The organism is Enhygromyxa salina (assembly GCF_002994635.1).
GTDB lineage: Bacteria > Myxococcota_A > Polyangia > Nannocystales > Nannocystaceae > Plesiocystis > Plesiocystis salina_B.
This window is the reverse complement of the sequence record NZ_PVNL01000142.1, coordinates 71,910-96,424: the sequence shown is the minus strand read 5'-3', so window position 1 is coordinate 96,424 and position 24,515 is coordinate 71,910. Positions and strand designations below refer to the sequence as shown.

Below are 24,515 nucleotides of genomic sequence, written 5' to 3'. Positions count from 1 at the left end.
GGCTTTCTATTCGCGTGTGTTGCTGGTGAGGGTAGATAAGGGTTTAGGGCAGTTCGGAACGTGCTTGGAGAGATACTTTCGAAGCCGCGGCGCAACACCGGCTGTCTTCCAGTTAGCGAACGCTGACACTGGTGTATACGGCTGTCCCCCACAGTGGTTCCGCGGGCACCAGGCCGGTGTCGCGCATTGGCCGAAGGCCGAGCGGGCACCTGTAACGTGACTGCCACCGTTGACGACACCAATGATGTCGCCTCCGTTGGCGTCCAGCAGCGCCGCGCCGGAGTTCCCGTTCGCTGCGTCGAACTCGGCCTCGCCAGGACGTGCGCTCAACTGGACGGAAATGTGCTTGAGCGGAAGCCCGAGCGGGTGCGCGTACATGGCCACCTCGCCCTCTGGCTCGTCCGCCGGGGCCAGCGGGGCGACTGTGCGGACGACCGATTGTTCGAGCTGCACGACGACCCAATCTGGTGGGACGTCGCCCGGGGCAAGATCACCGGCCGAGACACACTCGGCCCGGACCCAGTGATCTGGGGAGACCTCAATTTTCTCTCCAGGCGACTTAGGCCCAGCGAGATCGGAGTGGATTGTGCGACCGAAGACGAAGTAGGTTTGACTCAGATCCTTGTTGTCGCCGGTCAGACAATGCGCGGCAGTCAGGACCTGATTGGGAGCGATCAAGGTCGCCGTGCAGCCAGTGACTCGTGCTTCATTGGCGAAGGGGGCGAGCATCGTGTTCGGGCATGGTGGTTTGTCGTACGCTTGGTAGAGTGGCTTGCCGCTGTGGAGCATGAGCGTCTTGCCGTCGTCGCCCAGGTGATGAATGGAACCAAATGTGGACACCATGAAGGCGGTCGAGTTGACGGCCGGCAAATCAGTGTTGGCTGGGTTCGCCATAGTCGACGCTTCGTAGTCTACGGTGGGGTCCGTTGCCAATTCCGGCGCTAGGCTGTTTGCTTTCTGGCCGCAGCCGCTGACGAGTATGAGAGCGGATGTAAGAGTCATGATGTGGAACGAGTGTTGATGCTTCATTGTTGATCCTGGCTGTCGAGCAATGCCTCGACGTGCTTCGATAGATCAGGTGGCAAGCTATCAATATGTTTAGCAGCAAGCGCGAGCGCTGCGTCGAGCGCTTCGCTCGCGGGCGAGCGCTGGGCGAGCGTCAGCGCTCTGATCGCGTGGAGCTCCGCCTGAAACCCCGGATCGAACGCATCTTCAGGCAGCAGCTCGTCCAGCGCCTCGAGCCTCGCCCACGCCGCGTCCGCGTCACCTCGCGCGAGGTCGACCTCGGCCAGCCCCAGCGCCACGCATTGTTGCGTGGCGGGGTCGGCCGAGGCGCCCGCAAATTCAAAGGCTGCCCGAGCTTCCATGCATCGCTCGAGTCGGCACAACAACCATCCGCGCTCGAGCTCGAGGTCCGCGCGGATCTCCGCGGGCATCTGCGAAGGCGGATCCGTCAGCAGCGCCTCGTCCACCGCCAGCGCGGCCGCGTAGTCGTGCTTGACCATGTAGGCCCTGGCGAGCAAGCGGGAGCCGTTGAAGTGGCGATCGTCCTCGATCGGAAAGCCGGCGTGCTCGAGCGGGATCATGCGCGTGGCGATCGTCAGGCTCTGCTCGGGATCGTCGCGGCCCAGCGCGACCTGGGCGAGCAGCGCGAGGGTCGGCAGCAGCTGGGGAGCGTCATCGCCGAACGCACGGGTCTGGATGTCGAGCGCCCGGTCCAGGTGCACCTGCGCCTGGTCGAGGTCGTCGAGCTCGAAGTGGAGCAGCCCGAGGTTGTGCTCGATCTTGGCGACGCTCGGATGGTCGGCCCCGAGTCGGGCAGCCTGCCGCTCGGCGAGCGACCGATAGCGAGCGAGGGCGCCGGGGTGATCACCGCGATCAGCCAGCAGGTTGGCGAGCGAGAGCTCGAGCTGCTCGACGCGGCGGTGCGCCGGGTCGAGCAAGCGGGCGCGCTCGAGCGCGCGCTCGAGCTCGATCTGGGCGCGCTCGAGCTCCCCGGCGGCGACGGCCAGCTCGGAGCTCGCGTCGAGCAGCGCGACCTCCAACACCGCGGGCGAGCCCAGGCGCGCGAAGCTGGCCTGGGCCTGGGCGTACCACAGCTTCGCGGCGTCGAGATTGTCGAGCTCTTCGGCGTACAGATCGACCAGGCGCCGCCGGGCCAGGAACACCTGCAGGTCGTCGCCGGCGGACTCGGCCGCGAGCGCGGTCTCGATGCTGGCCGCCACAGCGCTGTGTGCGTCGCCACGCTCGCTGGCGATCACCGACTGCAGCTCGAGCACCTCGGCGAGGATCCGGGGATAGTTCACGGCTTGCGCACGCTCGAGCAAGCGCGAGCTCTGCGACACGGCCGTCGTGAAGTCGCCACCCGCCACCCGCAAGCCGAGCTTGTCGAGCTCGAGCTCGAGCTGCCGAATCTCGTCGACGTGTTCGCCAGGAGGAGGCGCCGCCAGCAGCCTCGAGCCGTCGCCGCACGCTCGTGGATCACCTAATTCAGCGATTTGATCGTCGATGTTGACGAGCGTCCGCGGGTCCGCCGACAACACGAACTGGACGAGACTATCGATTCGCTGCAGGTGCCGGTCGAGGCAAGCGTGGGCGAGCTGCAGATCGCCAGATTCATCGTTGACGAGCGAGCCCTTGCACACACGCTCACGCACGTCGAGCCAGGCTTCGCGTTGCTCGGCGAACGCGAGCTCGAGTTGATTGCTGACGGCCTTGGTCCACGCCGGGCCCCCAGCGTCGAGGTGGGCATTCACCAGATCCCGGCGCTCGTCGTTCCACACGGCGTCGAACTCCCGGCCTATCTCGCTGCAATCGGCCCGGCTGGGGCTCATGGCCTGTGCCAAGCCGAATCCGCCGAGTAGCCCAGCCGCGAGCAGCACGACGCCAGCGCGACGCCGGATGCGACGGGTGCGGTCGAGGGTCGCGATCAGGCCGGCCATGCTTGGCCAGCGCTGCGCCGGATCTTCGGCGAGGCCACGCTCGAGCGCGCGCCGCAGCCACAGCGGTCGCACCCGAAGCAGCTCACCAGTGGTGGGTTGTTGGCCGCTCAGCGCCTCGCAGAGGGCTACACAGAACGCGAATTGATCGCTGCGCTCGTCGGCGGGCCGCTCCGCAAATAGCTCCGGGGCGATGTAGCCCGGCGTCCCGACGACCCGGGTGCTCGACGTGGGCGAGCCGGAGGTCGTCGCATGGTCCGTGGTCGTCGGCGCGCCCTCGATCGCCGTACACGCGAGGCCGAAGTCGACGACGCGCACGCGACCGTTGGACCCGACCAGCACGTTGCTGGGCTTGAAGTCACGATGAATGATGCCCGCCTCGTGGGCTGCGACGAGGCCGTGACCGGCGGCCACAAACACCTGCAGCAGCTTGTTCAGCGATGGCCGGGTCTGGCGACGCCAGTGACTGAGCGTCTGGCCCTCGACAAACTCCATCGCAATATAGACGTCACCCTCGTGGGCGCCGACTTCATGCACTTGAACGATGTTGGGGTGCGAGAGCTTGGCGAGCGCCCGCGCCACGCTGATCAAGCGCTCGTGGCCTCCGCCGGCCATGGATGATCGTTTGACCAGCTTGATCGCGACGACCCTGTCGAGCTTGGAGTCTCGGGCCGCGTAGACGACCCCCATCCCGCCCGAGCCAACCCGACGCAGGACCTGGTAGTGGGCGATCGACTGGGCAGGGCTGGCCTCGTCGAACAGGCGCTCGGCGATGCGCGAGCGCATCGCGCGACTGGCGTGCGACTCGGTCGGCGCCGGCAGGTCGAACGACGGCGTGCTATCGGGGTCGATGTCGATGCCCATGGGCCTCGTGTTCGGTTCCGGTCGCACGCAAGAGCAGTGCGTAGCCGGGTTCGATCCGTCCCTTTTTATCATGCGTCGGTGGTAGAGTGTTGCGATGGTGAGCGACGACGAGCTACTCGCGGCCTGGCGAGCGGGCGACCGACGAGCGGGGAGCACGCTGTTTGGTCGCCACTACGAGACGGTCCGCAGGTTCTTCGTCAACAAAGTGGACACCGATCTCGAAGACATAATTCAGCGCACCTTCGAGGCGTGTGCACAGGGGCAGGAGAGATTTGAGGGGCGCTCGAGCTTCTTGGCCTATTTGCGCGGTATCGCGCGGCATTTGTTGTTGCAGCATTGGGAGAGTCGCCGACATCGGGACCGCGACGTCCCGGTCGATGAGCTGTCACTCGCCGACCTCGGGGCCGGGGCGTCATCGGTGCTGGCCCGCAACCGGGCGGAAAAGCGGCTCCTCGACGCGCTTCGACAGATCCGGCTCAAGGACCAGGAGCTGCTCGAGCTCTACTATTGGGAGGGCCTCAGCGGACCTGCGCTCGCGGAGGTGCTGGCGATCCCCGAGGATACAGTGCGAAGTCGACTGCGCAGGGCCAAGCTCGCGCTCAAGAAGGAGTACCTGCGACTCGAGCGGTTCGCGGGGGTGCCGGAGAGCTCGGATCAGGATCTCGAGGGCTGGGCTCGAAGTTTGCGAGAGCGGCTCAACGTGGTCGAGCCGGCTGGGTAGATGGGTAAAAACGCTCATGAAGTTATCGCAACGTTGCCTGCTCAGTTTCGTGAAGCGTCTCCTTACCTGAGCTTGCCGAACATCTTCCGTCGCGAGAGCGCTTGAAATCCCGGGATGGGCGCGAGCGCGATGGAAGCCATCGCATGTCAATTCGAGCAAGCAGGCGGCGACTGAGGACGCTACAACCTGGGCATGCGCCACGCCGCTTGCTCTCCCCTCGTCGCGACCTGCCTCGTCGCCGGGCTCATGTTCGCCTGCAAAGCAAGCGAGCCCAAGCCCGCGCCAGCCGGCGAGACGCCGCGCACGGCCACTCCTGCTCCTGCTCCTGCTCCTGCGCCGGTCGCCGCGTCGCAGGACCGGGCCTACATCAACGTCGCGGGTGTCGGCGTGTTTGTCATCGACGCCGAGGGCTGGCGGCTGCACTACCCGTCGCCCGACCGGATCCAGCACATGGCCGACATCGAGGGCAAGCTGCACCTGCTGTCGTCATCCGGGGTCCACCGGCTCGAGGAGGACGGCGCGCCGACCACCGTCGTGCGCTTCGACGAAGACGCCGGGTTCATCCCCTGGCGCATGGCCGGCAATCACACCAACGATCTCTGGGTGCTCGACGTGGGCCACCAGATCGGGCGCTGGGCAGGCACCTGGGAGGTCACGCCGGTCCCCGCAGCCTGGGGCGAGGGGCCGATGGGCAGCGGCATCGCGGTCGACGAACACGGTGCACCGTGGATTGTGTGGAATCAGATCCAGCGCATGGTCGACGGCGAGTGGACAACCGTCGACGTGCCCGTGAACCACATGCCCAGCCCCCCCGAGCTCGTGGCTCGGGCAGCGCAGCGAACGATGATGTTGCTGGCCAAGTGTGATACCGAGTCGTGCGAGTTGGTTCGCTACAGCGGCGATCACCAGACCCACTACTCGCTGCCACTCGACGAGTGCTTCGAGCTCGCCTGGCTGAGCGTCAGCCCCAACGCCAAGCTCGCGGCCGTCGGCAGCTGGTGTGGGCTCGTGCGGCTGACCCTCGACGCGCCCCACGGCGCGCCCCAACGACTCATGCGAAAGACCGGCAAGTGGACGGGGGTCGCGCCGCGCAGCGTGGCGATCGACGACAGCGGCCGGCTCTGGGTCGGGACCGCGGAGGGCCTCACGATCATCGACGCCGACAACCGCATCACGGAGCTCCCGATCGCCCGGCTCCACGACATGTCTGGGCCGTCTGTGGACATACTCGTCCAGGGCGAAGGGCCGCCGCCGCCCAAGCTGGGGCACGAGCGACGCGGCGGCATCTCGGGGACTCTGTTCGTCGAGGGGCCTGTCCACGGCATCGAGGTCGAGGTCTGCAGCGCGTTGCCGGGCCCAAACTACGAGCCAGGGAGCCCACGCTCGCTGTGCGACGGGGTCGAGCCAAGCTGGTCGGCGACGACAAACGAGGCCGGACGGTTCGAGATCACTGATCTGCCCCTCGCGGCGTACACCATCTCCGCACAGATCGGCGACCGCTGGACCCAGGCGGTGCCCGGTGCCACGAACATGCGCGCCGACACGGTCACCGATCTCGGCGAGCTGCTCGTCCATCGCACTCGTGCCTCGCCGCAGTGAGTTTGCTGAGCACTTTGGGCATCACCTCGTCGACGAGGTGAGCCGCGATGTCCGACATCCGCCGGCCGAGGCACGACGGGCAAATCCTCGGCGCTTGCAGGAAAAGGCCACCACGATCGAGTGACCGCAGCGACTACACGCGAGGTGAGCGACGCCGTGCTCGAGAATGCCACAACGCACTTACCCCTTGCTCGGTACCGCGAGTTGGTAGGGAATGTATCGCCCGACGACTCGATGTCTCGGGTCGAGCCACATTCTCACGAATTGTTCGCAGAGTCTCGCGGGGCGCTCGCTGACCCGTTCCGTCACTGCGGATTGAGCTGGGCGCAGCCCGCGAGATCGGCGGTGCCGCTGTTGGTCGGGATCGGATCCGCGTACAGCAGACTCTCGTTGAGCGTGGGCGGGGCGGCGAGGTCGAGGATGAAGATGTCGTCCTCACCGCGAATGTCCATGGCCACGATCTGATCCGCCTCGCCCACGAACACGATGCCGGCCGCGTAGATATCGTCGGGCCCCTCGACCGAGGAGATGACGGTCGCCGTGGCGGGGTTGACCTCGAGGTAGCGGCTGAGGGGTTCGGGCGGCGGCGGACCGGGCTCGTTGGCCGAGATGAACATGGCCCCGTCGAACCGAAAGGCCACGTCGCTGACGTGGATCGACCACACGGTGACGGGCTCGCCCTCCTCGGTGAGGACGGTGGGTCCGTCGATGATCTCACCCGAATTGGGGTTGATCTGCGCGATGCTGACCTGCGTGGTCTGGTTCAGCTCGTAGGTGTCGAACACCGTGACCCACAGCGCGCCATTGTCGTTCATGGCCGCCCCCATGACCCAGACGCCGAGGTTCGGTCCGATCGGCGTCAGCTCGCCCGTGGCGGCGTCGACCGACACGAGGTGGCTGCCCGCTTCGAGATCCTCGGTGTTCCCCGCGAACCCGAACAGGGCGTTGACCGGGTCGGTGTACATCGCGTCGAGGTGGCGCGGCTGGCCATCGATGGTGGTCTCTGGACTGAGCGCGATGTAGTTCCCGTCAACCGACAGCGTCGCCAGTCGGCAGGTGTTGGCGATGGGGCTCGGCTGGCCGAAGGGCGCGCCCGGGGACGCGCACTGGACCGCGTGAAATCCAGGGATGCAGGACTCGCCCTGCTCGAGGCACAGGAAGCCGCACTCGACCACACAGTTCGAGGCGCAGCCATCGTCGGATTGACCGTTCCCGTCATCGCAGGTCTCGCCTGGATCGATCAGGCTGTTACCGCACAGCTCGTCGCCGTCGCCGTCGCCGTCGCCGTCGCCGTCACCGTCGCCGTCGCCGTCGCCGTCACCGTCACCGTCACCGTCACCGTCACCGTCACCGTCACCGTCACCGTCGCCGGGATCGCCGTCGCCGTCGCCGTCGCCGGGATCGCCGTCGCCATCACCCACGGTCGTGCTCTCGGTTCCCGTGTCTGTGCCCATGGTTCCTGCTTCCGCAGTGGAGGAAGAACTGCCGCCGTCGTCGCCACAGGCGGCGAGCAGGTAGAGAGCCAACACGGGAGCGGTGCCAAGGGAGAGTGAGTTGCGCTGCATCGAAGCCATCCTGTCGGGCCAGGTTCGCACGAAAACCCGACAGCGTATCCCCCCCGCCGCAGCCGCCCAGTCAGGCCGAGCTCGCGCCCTGCAGCAGCGCACGCAGCTCGTCGAGATCGAGCTTCTTCGCGCTGTCGAGACCAGCTAGCAGGTCGTCAGCCAGATCACGCTTGCGCCCATGCAGCTCCAGGATCTGCTCCTCGATCGTGCCCGCGGTCACCAGCCGGTACACGGTGACGGGTCGCTGCTGCCCGATCCGATGGGCGCGACCGGTCGCCTGATCCTCGACGGCCGGGTTCCACCAAGGGTCGAGGTGGATCACATAGTCGGCCCCCGTCAGGTTGATCCCGACCCCGCCGGCCTTGAGGCTCATGACAAACACGTCGGCCTCGCCAGCCTGAAACGCTTCGACGACCTTGGTGCGCTGCGCCGCGGGCGTGGAGCCATCGAAGCCCAAGTACTGGATCCCCTCGTTGTCGAGGCGCTCGTGGATCGCGGCCATGCTGCCCAGGAATTGGGTGAACACCAGCGCGCGGTGGCCTTCGTCGCGCAGGTCGATCAAGCGCCGGATCAGCGCCTCGATCTTGGCCCCCGGCGGACCGTGCTCGGGGTCGACGAGGCGCGGATCGACGGCGGCCTGTCGCAGCTTGGTGATCAACGCGAGGATCCGCAGACGCGACTTGCCGCCCTTGGCCCCGCTGGCGGTGATCCCCTTGGTCTGCTCGATCGCGTCGCGTCGCAGCGCCTCGTAGTAGGCCTTCTCCGCTGGCCCGGGGCTGACCCGGATCGTCACCTCGGTCCGCTCGGGCAGCTCGTCCAGGACCTGCGACTTGGTCCGTCGCAGCATGAACGGCCGGACCATCGCGCGCAGCTGCCGAGCGCGCTCGCGCTGACCTTGGCTGATCGGCCTGGTAAAGCGCTGCTCGAACCGCTTCTCACTCGCGAGCAACCCGGGAACGGTCGCCCGAAACACGCTCCACAGCTCGCCGAGGTGGTTCTCGATCGGGGTGCCCGTGAGCGCGAGGCGAAATTCGCTGGTCAGGGCGTGGGCCGCCTTGGCCCGCTGCGAGCTCGAGTTCTTGAGCGCGTGGGCCTCGTCGAACACGACGGTGCCAAACCTCAGCTCGGCCAGGGCCGCGGCCTCGCTGACCAGCAGCCCGTAGCTGCACAGCAGCAGGTCACCGCCGCGCAGCGTGGCCACCAGCGCGGCCCGATCATCGGCGCTGGCGAGCAGGTGGCAGCGCATCCGCGGGGCGAAGCGCTCGGCCTCGCTCAGCCAGTTGCCGACGACCGAGGTCGGCGCGACGACCAGGGCGGGGCCGCGCTTGCTGCGTTGGCACAGCAGCGCCAGCGCCTGGATGGTCTTGCCGAGGCCCATGTCGTCGGCGAGGACGGCCCCGAGCCCGGCCTCGGCCAGGCGCGCCATCCACTTGAAGCCTTCGCTCTGGTAGTCGCGCAGCGTGGCTTGAAACCCGCGCGGCAGCCGGGGGGTCTTGCCGGCGATCTTGTTGAGGCTGTCGAGCCGTGCGCGGGCTTGCTCGTCGGCCCGAAGCGCGTCTGGGTCGGCGATGATCTGCTCGATCAGTGGCAGCGTGACCGGGTGGACCTCGAGCGACGACGACTTCTTCTCGAGCGTGCCCAGGTTCTCGAGCGCGTCGATGCGCTTGCGAAGATCGCTGGTCAGCGCCAAGAATTGGTCGTCACCGATCGCCACGAAGCGCCCGCTGCCGCGGCGGCTGTCGATCAGCTGCTTGAACCCGAGCACTCGGCTCTCGTCCACGCTCAGCTCGAGGTCGACGCGCAGCCAGTCTTGCTTGGACTCGACCGCGACCCGAAGATCTTTGCTGGTGAGCTCGCGGGGGATCGTCAGCTTGCGCTGCTGCGGCCAGGTCAGCGTGACCTCATCGCCGAGCGCGTGGAGCTCGATCAACACCTCGAGCGCGGTGTCGAGATCGTGGATCGACCAGCGACCGTCGTCTTCGGGCTGGCTGTCCAGGCACGGGCAGGCGGCGAGCATGGCCTCGAACCGCCGGTTCTCCTCGGCCGGGTCGCGGGTGCACGCGAGCATCTTTTGGTGGACCCGGCTGACGAGCTTGACGGGTCCGTCGCCGGGCGCGAAGTGGGGGCCGTCGGGCCCGAGCGGCGTGACCTGGGCAGCGGCCACGAAGGTCTTGCCGTTCCACTGCAGCTGCATGACCACGCGTGGATCGGGATCGACGCTGTGTCCCGTGAGGCTGTCCTCACCCTCGATCACGAGCTCGGTGCTGGTCGCGAGTCCGGCGAGGCTGTCGAGCAGCCGCGCGCGCCCGGCGTTTGGGATCTTCAGCTGACCGGTCGCGGCGAACAGCGCGTAGATCCGCTCGAGCTCGGGCTTCTTCGCGTAGAGCTCCACGTGCTCCGGGGTGACCTCGACAATCGTGAATTCGTGAATCGCGAGGCTGGCCGGGGACAGCTCGAGGATCGTGGTGCCGGCCTCGGTCCGGGTGCGAATGGTCGGCTGACCTCGGGTGACCCGCAGCGGAACGCCGCTGGTTCGCCGCACCCGGGGGTGATCGATCAAGGCCTGCAGCGTCTCCCAGTTGTGGGCGAGCGCGGACTCGGAATAGTGGCCACGCCAGCCCGACTCGCGCACGGTCGCGAGCACGCGGCGGTCGGCGTCGGTCAAGTAGTCGTGATCGCCAGACATCAGCTTGGCCACCGACAGCGCCTGGCCCTTGCTGGTCCGCGCGCTGGTGATCAGGCGGGCCTTGATGTCGACCGCGTGCTGGCCGAGCGCGACCTCCCAGACCACGTGCTTGCGAAACCCACCGTCGCTCGCGCCCGCGGACGCGTCGATCTGCGCGACCTCGAGCGAGGCCTCGAAGGTCTCGAGGATCGTCTCCCACGGCTGGCGTTGCTTGTAGCGGGCCGCGAGGCTGAGCGGCGCGGGCTGGCCTTTGTCGATCAGCGTGATCACGGCGCCGAGCTCATGGGCGACGGCCGGGTAGCCGTTTGCGTTGGCGGTGTCGCGCCAGTGGGACAGCCACGGCCGCGCGTGCGCGGCGTGCTTGGACAGCGGCAGCCCGAGCCAGTGAATGCACAGGCAGCGAACCAGCAGCTGGATCCAGCTGGTCGCCAGGGTGATCTCGATCCGCAGGCGGACGGGCAGCTTGGTCGTGGGGGTGGCGCTGCGGGTGGCCTGCTCGAACGTCGCGAGCGCGAGGTAACACGACTCGTAGCCCGCCTTCCCGCGGCTGTTGTCCGTGAGGCTGGCATGAAACGCCGCCGCCCGGGCCGGGTTCGACTCCATGGTCACGGCGCGGACGAGCGCGTGGATCAGCCCCTCGAGGTCGGGCAGCTCCTTGTGCTTGCGCTTCATGGCGGTGACGGTGGCGTCGCCGAGATCGGCCGCGCCGTCGTAGTCGCCGAGCGCGAAGCGGGTGAGCAGGTTGGCCCCTTCGGTGGTCCACTTGGGTAGCTTGCCCAGCTCGGCGACCGCGTCGGCTTGGCCGCGCAGCCCCAGCAGCCGCGCGACGTGCTGCTTGGTCGTGAGGTTGGCGCAGTCCTCGACCCACACCGGAAGCTGCCGCGGGAGCTGCGAGAGCAGGAGCGTGCTGTACTCGACGAGTCCGCCGAGGTACGCGTCGAGCACCGAGTCGGGCAGCTGCTCGATCCAGGTCTCGGGCGGCTCCGTACCCAGCGCGTCGAGCAGCACCCGCGGGAACAGATTGCGGTACTTGGTCCACTGCTCGAGCTGGACCAGGATCGCGTCGACGCGATCGGGATTGCCGAGGGTCAACATCACGCGCAGCTCGCCAATCAATCGGCCGATCTGCGTGTCCCAGTCATGCCGCATCATCGTGCGCTGCTTGCTTCCCGGCGGCGGCGAGGTCGAGACCGCGCTGAAGGTCTTCCACAGGCGTGACAGCCGGTTGTGCTCGTGCAACCAGGGCAGCACCAGGCTGGGGGCGGTCGTGGTCGGGTAGTAGACGGATCGCTTGTGCTCGGTGCTCTCCTCGACGACGCCGAGGGCAGCCAGGCGCGACGCGATCAAGGCCATCTGCGCCTCCCGAACCCGCGAGTCACGAAGCTGACAGTCGTTGACCCACTCGCCCCATTGGGTCGCCGTTTGTGGGCGGCCCACGAATGCGAGGAGCGCCAGCGCGTCGCGGTCGAAGATGTCGAGCTCGGCGAGCGGCTCGGCGGGCGAAGTCTGCGGAGCGGGCGACGCCATCGTTGGCCGGAACATAGACGATGTCGCGAGTCGGCTAAACCGGCAAATTTGCTCGCCACCGACCTGCACGACTCAGTGCTCGTGGCCAGGCATCGCGCGCAAGCTCACGGCGAGCACCTCGAACCGGTCACGGACGCCACGCACTTGGTCGACAGAGGAAACCGCAAATGGTCACGTACGATCCCAGTGTCATTCACCAACATGCCCAACGGCTCTACGATCGAGCGAAGGCCATGTTAATTCTCTACGCCGTCGGGTTTGGCCTGTTCGGTATGGCTGGCGGCGCGGCGCTCGACGCCTCAGGCCTCTGGGGAGTCGGGCTCCACCCTGCCGCGATTGGTGGGGGACTGTTTGCGGTGCTCGGCGCAGCGATCGGCCACGCTCGGGGCTTCGAGCTGCGTCTGCAGGCACAGATCGCCCTGTGCCAGATCCAGATCGAGATCAACGGGCGACCTCATGCACCTCCCGTTCACCACGGTCGCGTTTAGCCGCGGCGCGGGGTCCGGCCCGTGCGCGCAGGTCAGCCGTCGTCCGGCCACCGGGCGCGATGGAGGGCGCGGCTAAACTCGTCCAGCGCGCGTAGGTCGGCGAGCCGACGTTTGGCACCGTCGACGAGGCGCTCGGTCGTGCGTGGGCGCTCGGCCTCGAGCCGAACTCGGGCTTGGTCGAGGGTCTCGGGTACGTAGAGCTCGCGCAAGCGCGCGAGCCGACGCTGGACGGCCGCGGGAGACAGATCAGCCATCTCCCCGGGTGTACTGGTGGCGTGCGGCGACGGCGAGGCGATCGCGCGACTGCTCTGCCGACAGGGGCCTGGCCCCACGATGAGGCCACCGCGCTCGTGTGCTACATTTGGGGCTCCGCAGCTTCGGTCCGCCGCGCGCGCGACAGGTGTCAGCCTGTCGCAGGCCGTCCGGTGAGGCCTCCGCAGCTCGGAGCCCACGCCGTGCACGGCGGGAGAGGAGCACCTATCTTTTCTAAGTCACTGCCCCGGCCGAGTCGCGCCATGTTCCCCTTCGTCCGCGCTGCCGGTTGGCTGGCGCTGGTCGGCCTGGCCGGCTCGAGCCTGACCACCGCGGCAGCCAGCCGCCTGTTGGTGTCCGAGGAAGCGGTCGTCGAGGTCGCCGCCCGCCCAGCCGCCACGGCCCCCGACGAGCCCGAGCGGCCCCAGCAGGTCGTGCGCCCTCCAGCGCCGAGTGAGCGAGGGTCGAGCGAGCGAGCACCGAGCGCTGCGTACATCGTCGAGCACAACCCGTTTTGTCCCACGTGCAGGCCGGCTCCTGCGCTGCAGCCTGGCGCCCAACCACAGCTCGCGCTCACCCCGACCGAGCTCCCGCTGATCTTGCTCGCAACCATGGAGTCGGATGACCCGGCCGACTCCATGGCTTCGATCGCGGACAGCGAGAGCAGGTCCACCGGGGTATTTGGTGTCAATGAGCAGCTGCGCGCCGGGGTCGTGATCGCCGAGATTCGGCGCGGTCGCGTGCTCCTGCGCACTCACCAGGGCCTGCGGACGCTGGACCTGCCCGATCCCGAGCAGCCCAAGGCCAAGCCCAAGAAGAAGCCCAAGCCTGTGAAGCGCGGATCGAGGGAGATTCCCGGCGCCCGCGAGGCCATCAACTGCAGCGGCCACGACTGCACCGTCGATCGAAAGTTCGTCGACAAGCTCCTGGCCAACCCCGCGCAGCTGACCCGGCAGGCCAAGCTGGTCCCAGCGGTCAAGGACGGCGACATCCGTGGGTTTCGCCTCGCCCGACTCCGACGCGGCACGCTGCTGCGGCTGCTCGGCCTTCACAACGGCGACACCTTGCTCGCAGTCAATGGGATCAAGCTCGACTCGATGGATCAGGCGGTCGGGCTCTACACCAAGCTGCGCCGGGCCTCGAACTTGAACGTGACCGTCGAGCGCAAGGGCAAGGTCTTCGATACCCACATTGCGATCCGCTGACCCGCTCAATGGTCCACGTCGCAATGGCGACTGGATCTGGGCGTGAGGTGTTCGCCGCTACCGGAGAGAATGTGAGCAGGGTGTCCCAATCTGGAGTATGGCAATTGTGGTGTCGGGGGCGCCCGCTGAAACGCCCGTTCCCGAGGGTGGGGCCGAGAAGTAGCGACAAAAACAACTTGCACAGCGTTCCTCTCGTGTCTACAGTTCGCGCCCTGAACAACCTCGTAGGGGAGAAGAGTGATCTAAATGACAGAAGTCAGTATTGGTGGCATCTCGGCCACTGTTTCAAATGATAATATGGGTGGATACAGCGGTGAGCTGGATCTGATTGTCTATCAGGCCGGATCCGTCGATATTCTGCGTATCAGCTCGGCCCAAGACCCAACCATCGGAGCCCACATTCAGGGGAGCTACGTGCCGTGGGTTGGGGACCTCGATGGCGAGCTGGTGATGCTCGGGGGCCAGTACAAGAAGAGCTTCTTCGCGCAGGTCAGCCAGCAGGGCTTCGACGTGCCCCTCGAGCCGCTGGAGATCGGGATCGCCAAGATCAGCGGCCGGGTGAAGCTCGCGGGCGACACGCTGACGCTGACCGTCGATGGCAAGGTGGGCGTGCCCGTCGCGTACATGGGCGTGTCGTTGACTCCGGTGTGCAGCTACCGCGAGATCACCAGCATCGACCTCGGTGATCAGAGCCTGTCCAAGTCCTACACCGCGTCGGCCTCGATCTTTGGGATCACGGTCAGCGTCGGGCCGATCACGATCGCGGCCGACCCGTCGACGGTCGAGAGCATCGCGTCGCGGGTCTACGCGGCGCTGATCAGCGGAATTCAGGACGCGATCGAGACCTACTTGCTCGGCTGGGCCGGCGAGCTGGCCGACATGGGCACGGCCGTGGCCGGCTACGTCGCCGACTTCGGCGGGCAGATCGTCGACGCGTTCTCGGACCTGTTCGACGGGGGCGGGAGCAACGGGCCGCCGCCGCCGTTTCTGATCAACGCGTCGGCGAACGCGGCCAGCCTCGACACCCTGATGGTCCAGTGGGGGCAGGCGCTGAGCACCAGCGACGGCGACCAGAGCTTCGCCTTGCCCCAGGCCTTCGGCGGGGACGCCAAGGCGGTGCTGCTCAACATGGCCCGGCCCAACATCAAGTCGTCGCTGTCGGTCGGCGCGCGCGCAACCACCACGTTCACGATCAACCGCGACAACGCCATCGACTACCACTTGCCCTTCCACTGGCTGGCGATCGGTCCGGCCCCTGGCCACAGCGTGGCCGACAGCGGTCACGTCGATCTCGGCCAGGTCCGGATTCAGTGGGGCGGCGGCACGAGCACCAGCGATGGTGATCAGAGCTTCAACCTGCCCACGGGGTTTGGCACCGGCCCGGTCGCGGTCGTCGTCAACACCGATGAGGCCGGGATTCGCAGCGCGCTGGCGATCACCTCGGTCAACGCCGCGGCCGGGCGCTTCGAGCTCAACCGTGACAACGACGTCGACGGCAGCGTCGACTTCAGGTTCCTCGCGATTGGCCCGGCCCCTGGGCAGAGCCTCGATCAGGGGATCTTGCGCCACGAGGGGCTGATCCTCCAGTGGGGCCAGGGCACCTCGACCAGTGATGGCGAGCAGCTGTTCGAGTTTCCGACCAGCTTTGGCTCGATGAACTTCGCCGTCGTCACCTCGTTCCTGCAAGCCAACGTCAAGAGCAGCCTCTCGCTCAGCCGGGCGATCAATGAGGCTGGCTTCGTCGCCAACCGCGACGGTGCCATCGACGGCGCCGTGCCCTTCAACTGGATCGCCGTCGGCTGGTGATCGACTCGGGAGATATCTCATGACCGCGACCCGCTTTACCATTCAACTCGACGACGGCCTCTACTACAACGGCTTTCACGACGCCGCCGTCTCGGGCGGCCTCATGTTCCAGTGGGGCCAAGCCAACAGCACCAGCGACGGCAACCAGAGCTTTGACCTGCACCAGCCGTTTGCGAGCCGCTGCTACGCGCTGCTGACCACCTGCTCGCGCTCGAACGTGTGGAGCGCGATGCCCTCGACCAGCCGGGGCGCGAGCAGCTTCGTCCTCAACCGCGACGGCGCCATCGATGGTCACTATCCCTACTACTGGATCGCCATCGGTGACGCCCCCGGGCACGCAGGCGGCGATCCCGGGTCCGCGATCGTCGGTGGCGACACGACGATCCAGTGGGGGGACGCGACCAGCACCAGCGACGGGGATCAGACCTTCACGACGCCCACGGCCCTCGGCGCGGGCGTGTCGGCGGCCGTGCTCACGGTCACCGAGGCCGATATCCGCTCGGCCCTGTCGATGGTCAGTTTCGATGGCCCCGGCCGCAAGTTGAAGCTCAATCGCCACAATGACATCAATGGATCGATCGACTTCAATCATGTGAGCATCGGTGCCCGGCCCGGACGAACGGCGACGGGGATCCAGCATCTCGACGGGTTCAAGCTGCAGTGGGGCCAGGCCGTGAGCGACTCGGACCACGAGCAGCTGTTTAGTTTGCACGAGGCCTTTGCCGACATGAACTTTGCCGTGATCACGACGCTCGCCGCTGGCAACCTCCGCCAGGGGCTGTCGCTGACTCGCCCCATCAACTCGCGCAGCTTCATCGTCGATCGCGACGGATCAATCGATGGTGCGCGGGCGTTTCACTGGGTTGCGATCGGCCGCTGAGGTCGGCCGCAACGGGGGCCTCGCTGAGGTCGGCCGCAACGGCCGCGGCTGAGCCTGAGTGAGGGTCAGCCGCGGTGGGACAGCAGCGCCTCGAACGGGCCGCAGGGCACGGAGCTCCGGGCCCTGCGCTCGCCCTCGCGGTGGGCGGCGGCGAAGTCTCGGCCGGCACCCAGCGCGTCGTAGAAGCCCTCCGCGAAGGCGAGCGCGGCGCGGTCATCGATCGGGCCGTTCATGCTGATGACCGTGGGAACCTTCGAGATCGGCTGGCTCGCGTCGGCGCTCCAGCACGCGTTCAACACCACACAGCGCAGCCGACCACGCGGGGCGGCGTACTCGTCGAACAGCGCGGCGAGCTCGGCGGGCGGCACGTGCATGTGCCCGCCCTCGTCGAGCAAGATCCCGAGCGGCTCGCCGTGGCCAGCGATGTGCACGAGGTCGAAGCTGGCCTCGAGCAGCGCGCGGGATAGATCGGCGAAACACGCCGCGACCCGGACCTCGAGCTCGATGCGATCACGCTCGACGGCGCGGGCGATCGACTCGCGGATCACCCGTTGCTCGCGATCGACGGCGAGCGAGTCGAGGTCGCGGGGGTTGGCCGAGACAAACAACACGCGGAGTGGGCCGCTCGCGGGCCTACGCAGAAGCTCGGGGGGCGAGACGGGGGAGGGGCGTGACCGCACCGAGTCTGGCTCCGGCCCGAGCGACGCGAGGATGTCGAGGGCCTCGTGCTGTGTGTCGTAGCTGATCGCCGCGATTCCGGCGTCATCGAGCTTGGCCCGCGTCGCTGGCGTGAGCTGGTCACCGGCCACCAGCGCCCAGTGCCGCGGCGGCGCACCCTCGCCGAGATCACGGACGTGGGCGACGACGTCGTCGAAGATCGGATCGTCAATCATGGTGCCGACGAACAGCATGGGCTTGGCCATGACCAGCGCGCGCAGGACCCTGGCGTGGACCGGCTCGCGGTGGCGCACGCGGGCTCGTTGATCGCGGGTGAACACCCAGCTCGAGCGCTCGCTGAGCGTGCCGTTGATCTTGAGCAGCCACCCCCCGCGCTGCAGCAGCCCCATGCTCGGGCGCACGTGGGCGACCAGCCGGGCCTCGAACGCGCGCTCGAGCAGGCGATCGAGGTTGGGCGTCACGATCCCCTGCAGGCGCGGACCTAGACTGGCGAGCGCCCGGGCCAGCGGCGGAGGTTCGAGGCCGTCGTCTCGCAGCGCGCGCTCGACCACCAGGCCAAAGCGCGCGGGGGTCAGGTCGCGCTCGAGCTCGGTGAACAGGTCGGCGAGGTCCGGGGCGTCGACCAGCGCGGCCAGCTCGCGGCGTCGGCGGGCGGGGGTGGAGTCCGGCAGCGCGTCGAGCAGCGCGCGGGCCAGCTCGCGCCGTGAAGGCAGCCCGGCGGCACGCGAGAGCTCATGCCCGACGTAGACGACGAGCGGCGTTGGGTGGGCGCGGAGCTCTTGCAGATCGATGGTGCTGGACATGGTTCAACGGTTGGGCCGGCAGGTCGGCGGGAGGGTCTCGGGGTGACGCGTGGTGTTGGCCAGGCGCGCGCAGGCGAGCTCGAGCAGGGCCTCGGTGCCGATCGGCCAGGCGTGCACGCTGCCGTCGGAGCAGCCGGCGGCGAGCAGTTGATCATCGGGCGAGAACGCCAGCGCGTAGACCCGACGCCCGACGCAGCCGGACTCGAACCGCTCTTGCTCGACACCCTGGCGATCCCAGATGACGATCGTTCCTTGCGCGTCGCCGGCTGCGAGGAGCGTGGCGTCGCGGGTGATCGCCACGGACTCGACGTTGTGGCCGGACACGGGCAAGTCCAGGAGGCGACGGGGCGACTCGTCGGCGGCCCACAGCTGGGCGAGGTTGTCGTTGCCGCCGCTGACCAGCAGCTGGCCGCTGAAGTCGAAGCTCAGGCCCTTCACCGCGCCGTCGTGGCCCCTGATCGCTCGATCGCGCGTGAGAGATCGACGGCCCGCGTGGGTGACTCGGTAGCGGAACAGCTCGATCGTGCCATCGCTGCCGCCGAGCGCGAGTTGATCGCCTGCCAGCGCGATCGAGCTGACGCCGAGCTCGCTGGTGATCTCCGCCATGAGCCGGGGCGACGGCGGCGACAGGTCCCACAGCTGCCCGCCGCCACCACCACACGCGATCGCGAGCCGCTGGCTCGGACCATCGATCGCGACGATCTTCGATGGGCAACCGGTCGCGAGCACGGTGGGCGCGGGCGCAGTCTCAGTCCAGCTGATCAGCGCCCCGTTGTCCGCGACCGCCAGGCTGCGGGCCCCCTCGTCGGCGGTGCCCAGGCCGACCACCCAGCCCGAGATCGTCGTGGGTGGGATCTGATCGTCAGCGCCGATCGTCCAGGCGAGCACGGTCCCCGCCGAGCTGCCCGAGAGCACGCGACGCGGATCGCCGGACGAGAACGCGAGTGACCGGACCCCCTGAGCGTGAGGGGTCGGCGCGCGCCAGTGCTCGCGCGTGTCGATGGCCCAGTGCAGGACACCGCCGGTTTGCGTGACGGCCACGATGTCGCCGCGATGTTGCGAACCGGGGGCCACGAACAGGGTCTGGGCCCGCGGCTGGGCGCCGAGGTCGAGGCGGACAACCTCGGCCCCGGTCCGCACCGCTCGCAGGCTCGAGTGCTCATCAAAGCCGGCCGTCAGCAGCCACTGCTCGCCGGGTGAGAACTGCGGTCGGACCTGGGGGGCGACCGGCTTGGCCTCGCGCAGGGGCTCGAGGTTGGGGGTCGTGATCGCTGCGCGCTCATCGGTGCTGGTCGTGACCAGGAATCCACCGCGCGGCGAGAACGACACCGAGCTGTGCTTGGGCTCGCGGAGACTAAACGCGAGCTCGCTCAGCAGCTCACCCGAGGCCAGCGACCACAGCCGCGTGAACCGGTCGTCGGCGGTGCTCGCGACCCGCAGTCCGTCGGGGGACACGGCGATGTCGCGTAGAAAGTCGTTGACCTCGATCGTCGCGCCGACGGGGTCGCCTGTCTCTGAGTCCAAGGTCGTGATCGTGCTGCCGACTCGCGCCGAGCTCCCCACGCACAGCCGGTCACCCTGGCTGGAGAACTCGAACGTCTCGATCTTGCCCTCGGTGGGCTGCCACCACACGAGCGCTCCGTCTGCCGACTCGCGCACTTCAATGCGATATTGCCCGTGCTTGGTCGCAAGTAGCTCGCCGTCAGGCGAGAACACTGGCTGGGTCGCGTTGAAGGGTGCAGCGACGGGCTCGCCGTCGCTGTCGATCAGCCGGACCTGACCGCTCGACGCCAGGGCGACCCGCTCGCCGCCAGGCGCGACTTCGATCGCGTGGAGCCCCTGGCCGAGCGTCGTAATCGTCTGCAGCTGGTGGGTCTTCAAATTCCAGCGATCCGCGGCGCCCTCGGTGGTCCCGAACCACGCGGTCTGGCTGGTGGGGTCGACGGCCAAGCTGGTGGCGCCGTGCGAGTCGTCGAGGCGCGCGAGCTCGCCGACGATCGCCTCACAGCGCACGGCTCGACGCAGCAGCGCTCGGTCATCTGGCAGCTCGCGCGTGACCCGGTCGAGCGCCTGATGACAGCGATGCTCGTCGAGCAGGCCCTGGATCCCCGCGCGCAGGTGACTCTCCGTGTTCTTGGCTTTGGCGTGATCACGCTCGGTCCGGGTCTTCTGGGTCTCGTCGAGCGCGTCGGCGATCTCGGTCTGCTGGCGCTGCGCGACCGCGTCCGCCGCTCGCAGCTCCTCGACGCCCAGGTAGCCGACGCCAGCCAAGCTCGCCGAGAACCCGACCCACCCCGCGACGCGGATCCAGCCCGCGGATCGCATCGCTCGTTGATAGTCACGCTGCTCGGCCGCGCTCGGACCGAGCGCGCGTCCGGCCAGGAGCTCGCGCCGCTCGAGCCCGCGCGGCAAGCTCCGCCACGGCCGGCCCTGCTTGCGCCACCCGGCCGCGCGGCGACGCAGCGCCTCGTCGCGGGCGAGCTGGGCCTGATCGGCGGCGATCCACTCGCGCAACCTGTCCCACTCGCGCAGCAGCGCCTCGTGCACGAACTCGACCCGGGTCTCGTCGTTCTCACTGCGAACCACGATCAGGCGGGGCCCCGCGCCACCGCACAGCAACTGCAGCAGGCGCTCGCCGTGCTCGCCACCGCCCGCGAGGGTCACGGCCTCGAGTCGGCTCAGCGCTCGTCGGGTCAGCCGGCTGTCATCGAGGTTGACCATGCGCAGGAGCAGCGCCTTGACCCGGGCGACTTGCTCGGCGCCGAGGCTGGCGAGCAGGGCGTCGGCGCTCAGACTGAGCGCTCCCGACACGCCGCCGAGCGCCTCGTAGTCGGCGAGGCCGATCTCCCGCTCGTCGTCGGCGTGCATGTCCCACAGCTTGCGGAGCACGTGGGCAACCAGGGGCAGCGCGGCGTCGTCGGTTCGCACGACGCCGTCCGCGTCGACGCTTCGCCGCGCCAGGTGTTGCTCGGCGTCGCTGGCGATCCGCTCGACCAGCTCGCCCTCGAAGCGCACCCCGAGCTGGGCCGACGGCTCGGCGATCGCGGCGCGCAGACCAACTCTGGAGATCGGGGCCAAGGTGTGGCGCTGGGCCTGCTCGTTGAGCAGTCGCGCGAGCGCGGGCATCGTCGTGGACACGCTGGCGGTGAAGTCCGAGCGGAGCGTGGTGATCAGGTAGATCAGCTGTTGGTCGAGCAGCAGGGTCAGGCAAGCCGCGAACCGTGCACGCTCCGAAGCGCTGGCCAGGGTCACCAGCTCCTCGAGCTGATCGACGACGACCAGCAACGCCGCGCCCGGAGGCAGGTACTCGCGCACGAATTCGGTGACGCTCGACGGCGCGTCTCCGGCCTCGATCCAGTCGCAGGGAAGGCGCTCGCCGGACCGGTTGGGATCGCCCGCCAGCGCGACCACCAGCGCCTCGACCAGCGCGGGCAGAGGGCGTCGGCCCGGGTGCAGCGACGCGACCCGCCATCGGCTCGGCGTGCCTTCGGCGAATCCCCGGAGCAGCGCGGGCACCACCCCGGCATGGGCAAACGAGCTCTTGCCGACGCCGCTCGATCCGTCGATCGCCAGCCATCGTCGGTGTCGACCCTCGGGCCCGCCCAGGCGCGAGGCGGCCGCGCTGATCTCGGCGCGGCGACCATGAAACACCGACGCCAGCGAGTGATCGAACGCTTGCAGGCCGGGGTAGGGGCACACGGGGAGCTGGGCGTGCGCGCTGGTGTCTCGCTGGGGATCCGCGCCACGCAGGGCCTGCAGCAGCGACACGGGGTCCGCGAGCAGCACATGCAGGCCGCGTCGCTCGAGCAGGGCTTGGGTCTCTGATCCGCAGTGGTTCAGGACCACGAAGTGACTGGGCAGCTGCGCGTCGGCGTCGCTGCGGTCGATGGTCGCGAACACGCGCTCGGTCAGCGAGTCAGCGGGATCAAATCCGACGAACAGCACACAGTGAGCGCGGCAGGTGGCCACCAGCAGCTGCCGACGGAGCGAACGCTCGCCAAACTCCCGCTCGAGCGCCGCCCGGGTCAGCGCCCAGGTCTCGGGGAACTCGAGCGTGCCGCACAGCTTGACGATGACCTTGCGACGGCGCGCGAGGTCGGCCTGCGCCGATGAAAAGCTGGGCCAGGCGTCGGCGAAGGCGCGCTCGAGGAGCCGGTCGATGCCGGTCGTGTAGACGGCGCGAAGGTTGGGCTCCAGCCGGGCGATCACCCGGGCCAGCGGCGGCAGCGGTCGGCCGCGCTCACCCAGCTCGCGCTCGATCACCCGGGCGAACCTCGATCCACCGCGACGCTCGAGCGCCTCGAGGGCCTCGTCGACGCGGCCGTCGGCGATCCACTCGCGAATTGTTGCTGCGTCGATCGTGCGCCCGCGCTGCTCGACGTCGGTGAGCAGCGCGAGCGCCAGCTCCGAGCGGGATGGCAGCCCGGCTCCGCGCGCCAGCTCGGGGCCCACGCAAATAATCAACTCCGCGCGCTCATGCGCATCGAGCAGCTCCGGCGGGATCGTTGGCGAGGCTCGCGGGCGTGCAGGGTCGAGCTCGTGCTCCGTCATGGGTTGGCCTCATCGCGCGGCCGCGGATCGAGCTCATGGCGGAACATCACCGCGGCCCAGTCCGGCGAGAGCTCCGGCCCCGTGCGCGCCCGCGGCTGTGGGGCGTGTCCGCGGGTCCGCTTGCGAGGCCGACGGGGAACGTCGCGGGGGATCCCGGCCGCGGGCGTGGCGTTGACGAGGTGGCCCAGACAGATCGGCCGACGGCTGGCAAGCACGATCACCGTCGCGGGTCGCGAATGATCCGCGGCGACACCAGCGGGCCAGCGCAGCTCGATCCCTTGCTGGTCACGGTGCGGGTGTACGCCGAGCGTCACGCGGTCACCCGCGAGGATCTCGCGACCGTCGGGTTCAGCCGCGTCGAGCAGCGTTGGACAGCCGGCGACGTCGATCAGGATCACGGTCACGAACCAGCTGCCGGGCGTGGGGCCGGCCTGGATCGTGAAGCGCAGACGGTCGCCGACGTGCAGGCGCACGACCGCGGACCGGTCGAGTCGCTGCGGTCGTACGCCGCGGCCCAAGACGCGGTCGACCTGCAGGGAGAACGGCGGTCGGGATCCAGCCTTCGAGTGGGCGACCGCGATCAGCGTACGCGCGTGGGCCCAGGCTTCCATGCGCTCGACCGCCGAGGCCAGTCCGCTCGCGTCGGCGGGAAACAGCGCCGAGCGAGCGCCGCCGCGAACCTCGACCGCCGCGCCGCGCGACGAGAGCACGGTCAGCGACCCAGGGGGCGCCGCGTCGTCGACCGAGACCAGTCGCACGGAGCGCTCGACCGCCTCACGCAGCTCCGCGGGACCGTCGACCCCCACCAGCTCGCGCTCCGCGGCGCTCAGCAGCAGCGCGCTGACACCCGGCGGCGGGCTGAAGTCAGCACCTCCGTCGCAAGGCTCGAGCGTCGCGCGGTCGAGGTCGACGGCCGTGACTCGCATCCGCGCGCGCCACCGCGGGCGCAGGTCATCATCGAGGGTGAGGTCGGCCAGGCCCCACTCGTCTCCCACGCGCACGCCTTGCAACGCGCCCGCGCGGATCCAGCCGCCCTCACCATGTTCACGGGGCACGAAGCCGACGGACCGGGGCAGGGGTGCCTCGGCGCGGGAGAACAGCAGACGCTGGCGCGGCCCGGCCAGGCTCACCCACTGTTCTTCGCAGCCGAGCCGCCAGATCGCCTGCTCGCGGACGCGGTGCGCGACCGCGTCCCAGGTGATCCGCTCCGTCTGCAGATCGGCCTCGCGGACGACCTCCGTGAACAGCCTCGTCAAGCGACCGAGGTGGCCACCGTCGACGCGGTCCGGGAAGCTCGTCCGCAACGACGACGAGGCCGCGAGCCGGACGATGTTCGGGTGACTCGTGGGGTGCAGCAGCAGGTCGCAGCTGCCGGGCTCGGGCAGCACCGCCGCGAGGTCGCGCAGCCAGGCGGGCGCGTGGGGCAGCCTCGTGACTGGGCCCCTGACCATCCGCGCCGAGTAGCAGCAGTCCAGGATCGCGCAGACGTTGGTGCAGACGAGGTCCATGCGGGCCAGCGCGAGCGAGAGCTCGATGTCGAGGACTCCCTCGAGTCGCCACTGGGTCCCGGGTCGCACGGTCGCCAGGTACACCACCGGGCGCCCGCCAAGCGGCGGCGGCAGGTCGCCGATCTCGACGATGCCGCCGTGGCCAGCAAAGTAGAACAGCGCCGAGTCCTCGCGCTTCAGCGCCGCCTCGAGCTCGACGAGCCCCGCGAGGATGGTCGTGCGATCGGCTCGCGCACCCTCAATGCGCGATATTGTCCAACCGCCGAGGTCCTCGAGTAGCCGCTCGATCGCGTCGAGGCTGGGGCCTGGACGGAATTGCTGCTTGGGATGGTCGTCGGCGACGCCGACCAGCAACGCACGTCTCATGCAAACCACGTGACGCTGGCGGGTGATGAGATTTGGGGGATACAATCCAATAATCGTGAGGATGTTCACTCTACGGC

The 24,515-nt window shown here is 68.6% G+C and carries 14 protein-coding genes; 6 read left to right on the top strand and 8 right to left on the bottom strand.

What is annotated here, in order from left to right:
* Positions 1–6: 6 nt before the first annotated feature.
* Together ENSA7_RS39525 and ENSA7_RS39520 are read right to left on the bottom strand one after the other, a co-directional pair.
* Positions 7–1,029, bottom strand: coding sequence for a trypsin-like serine peptidase (locus tag ENSA7_RS39525; protein ID WP_106094622.1), 1,023 nt, complete (start codon positions 1,027–1,029; stop codon positions 7–9).
* Positions 1,026–3,803 carry a serine/threonine-protein kinase gene (locus tag ENSA7_RS39520; RefSeq protein ID WP_181234569.1) on the bottom strand — a complete coding sequence of 926 codons (2,778 nt, stop codon included), beginning with the start codon at positions 3,801–3,803 and terminating at the stop codon, positions 1,026–1,028. The genes ENSA7_RS39525 and ENSA7_RS39520 overlap by 4 nt, the downstream gene beginning before the upstream one ends.
* A gap of 94 nt (positions 3,804–3,897) precedes the next feature.
* On the opposite strand from ENSA7_RS39520, the gene ENSA7_RS39515 reads away from it, so the two are divergent.
* Together ENSA7_RS39515 and ENSA7_RS39510 are read left to right on the top strand one after the other, a co-directional pair.
* A complete protein-coding gene (locus ENSA7_RS39515; protein ID WP_106094620.1) occupies positions 3,898–4,524 on the top strand; it encodes an RNA polymerase sigma factor in 627 nt (208 codons plus the stop codon).
* A 192-nt stretch (positions 4,525–4,716) separates the two neighbouring features.
* Positions 4,717–6,123: an NHL repeat-containing protein gene (locus tag ENSA7_RS39510; RefSeq protein WP_106094619.1), complete on the top strand. Its 1,407-nt coding sequence runs from the start codon at positions 4,717–4,719 to the stop codon at positions 6,121–6,123.
* A gap of 305 nt (positions 6,124–6,428) precedes the next feature.
* Here the strand turns inward: ENSA7_RS39510 and ENSA7_RS44730 are convergent, their stop codons facing one another.
* The gene (locus tag ENSA7_RS44730) at positions 6,429–7,577 is read right to left on the bottom strand and encodes a hypothetical protein (protein ID WP_219908143.1); all 1,149 of its coding nucleotides are present in this window, start codon (positions 7,575–7,577) and stop codon (positions 6,429–6,431) included.
* 181 nt (positions 7,578–7,758) lie between these two features.
* Positions 7,759–11,901, bottom strand: coding sequence for a DEAD/DEAH box helicase (locus ENSA7_RS39500; protein WP_181234566.1), 4,143 nt, complete (start codon positions 11,899–11,901; stop codon positions 7,759–7,761).
* Positions 11,902–12,134: 233 nt separating this feature from the next.
* Here ENSA7_RS39500 and ENSA7_RS39495 point away from each other — a divergent pair, with 233 nt between their 5' ends.
* Complete coding sequence (locus ENSA7_RS39495) at positions 12,135–12,389, top strand: hypothetical protein (RefSeq protein ID WP_146158676.1); 255 nt, start codon at positions 12,135–12,137, stop codon at positions 12,387–12,389.
* 32 nt (positions 12,390–12,421) lie between these two features.
* On the opposite strand, the gene ENSA7_RS39490 is transcribed toward ENSA7_RS39495, so the two are convergent.
* The gene (locus tag ENSA7_RS39490) at positions 12,422–12,643 is read right to left on the bottom strand and encodes a hypothetical protein (RefSeq protein WP_106094616.1); all 222 of its coding nucleotides are present in this window, start codon (positions 12,641–12,643) and stop codon (positions 12,422–12,424) included.
* Between the two features lie 261 nt (positions 12,644–12,904).
* Between ENSA7_RS39490 and gspC the strand changes: the two genes are divergently transcribed.
* The 3 genes from gspC (at position 12,905) to ENSA7_RS39475 (ending at position 16,532) form a co-directional block, all read left to right on the top strand.
* The gene (gene gspC, locus ENSA7_RS39485; RefSeq protein ID WP_106094615.1) at positions 12,905–13,846 is read left to right on the top strand and encodes a type II secretion system protein GspC; all 942 of its coding nucleotides are present in this window, start codon (positions 12,905–12,907) and stop codon (positions 13,844–13,846) included.
* A gap of 297 nt (positions 13,847–14,143) precedes the next feature.
* Positions 14,144–15,652, top strand: a complete 1,509-nt coding sequence (locus ENSA7_RS39480) for a gp53-like domain-containing protein (RefSeq protein ID WP_106094614.1) — start codon at positions 14,144–14,146, stop codon at positions 15,650–15,652.
* Positions 15,653–15,671: 19 nt separating this feature from the next.
* Positions 15,672–16,532 (top strand): gp53-like domain-containing protein, encoded by an 861-nt coding sequence (locus ENSA7_RS39475; protein WP_106094613.1) that lies wholly within the window; start codon positions 15,672–15,674, stop codon positions 16,530–16,532.
* 65 nt (positions 16,533–16,597) lie between these two features.
* Here the strand turns inward: ENSA7_RS39475 and ENSA7_RS39470 are convergent, their stop codons facing one another.
* Genes ENSA7_RS39470 through ENSA7_RS39460 form a run of 3 tightly spaced genes read right to left on the bottom strand, consistent with a single transcriptional unit; the run spans position 16,598 to position 24,438 of the window.
* Entirely contained in the window at positions 16,598–18,013 is a 1,416-nt protein-coding gene (locus tag ENSA7_RS39470; protein ID WP_106094612.1) for an SIR2 family protein, read from the bottom strand.
* A gap of 3 nt (positions 18,014–18,016) precedes the next feature.
* Positions 18,017–22,564, bottom strand: a complete 4,548-nt coding sequence (locus ENSA7_RS39465; RefSeq protein WP_106094611.1) for an nSTAND1 domain-containing NTPase — start codon at positions 22,562–22,564, stop codon at positions 18,017–18,019.
* The gene (locus tag ENSA7_RS39460; protein ID WP_146158675.1) at positions 22,561–24,438 is read right to left on the bottom strand and encodes a caspase family protein; all 1,878 of its coding nucleotides are present in this window, start codon (positions 24,436–24,438) and stop codon (positions 22,561–22,563) included. The genes ENSA7_RS39465 and ENSA7_RS39460 overlap by 4 nt, the downstream gene beginning before the upstream one ends.
* Between the last annotated feature and the right edge of the window lie 77 nt (positions 24,439–24,515).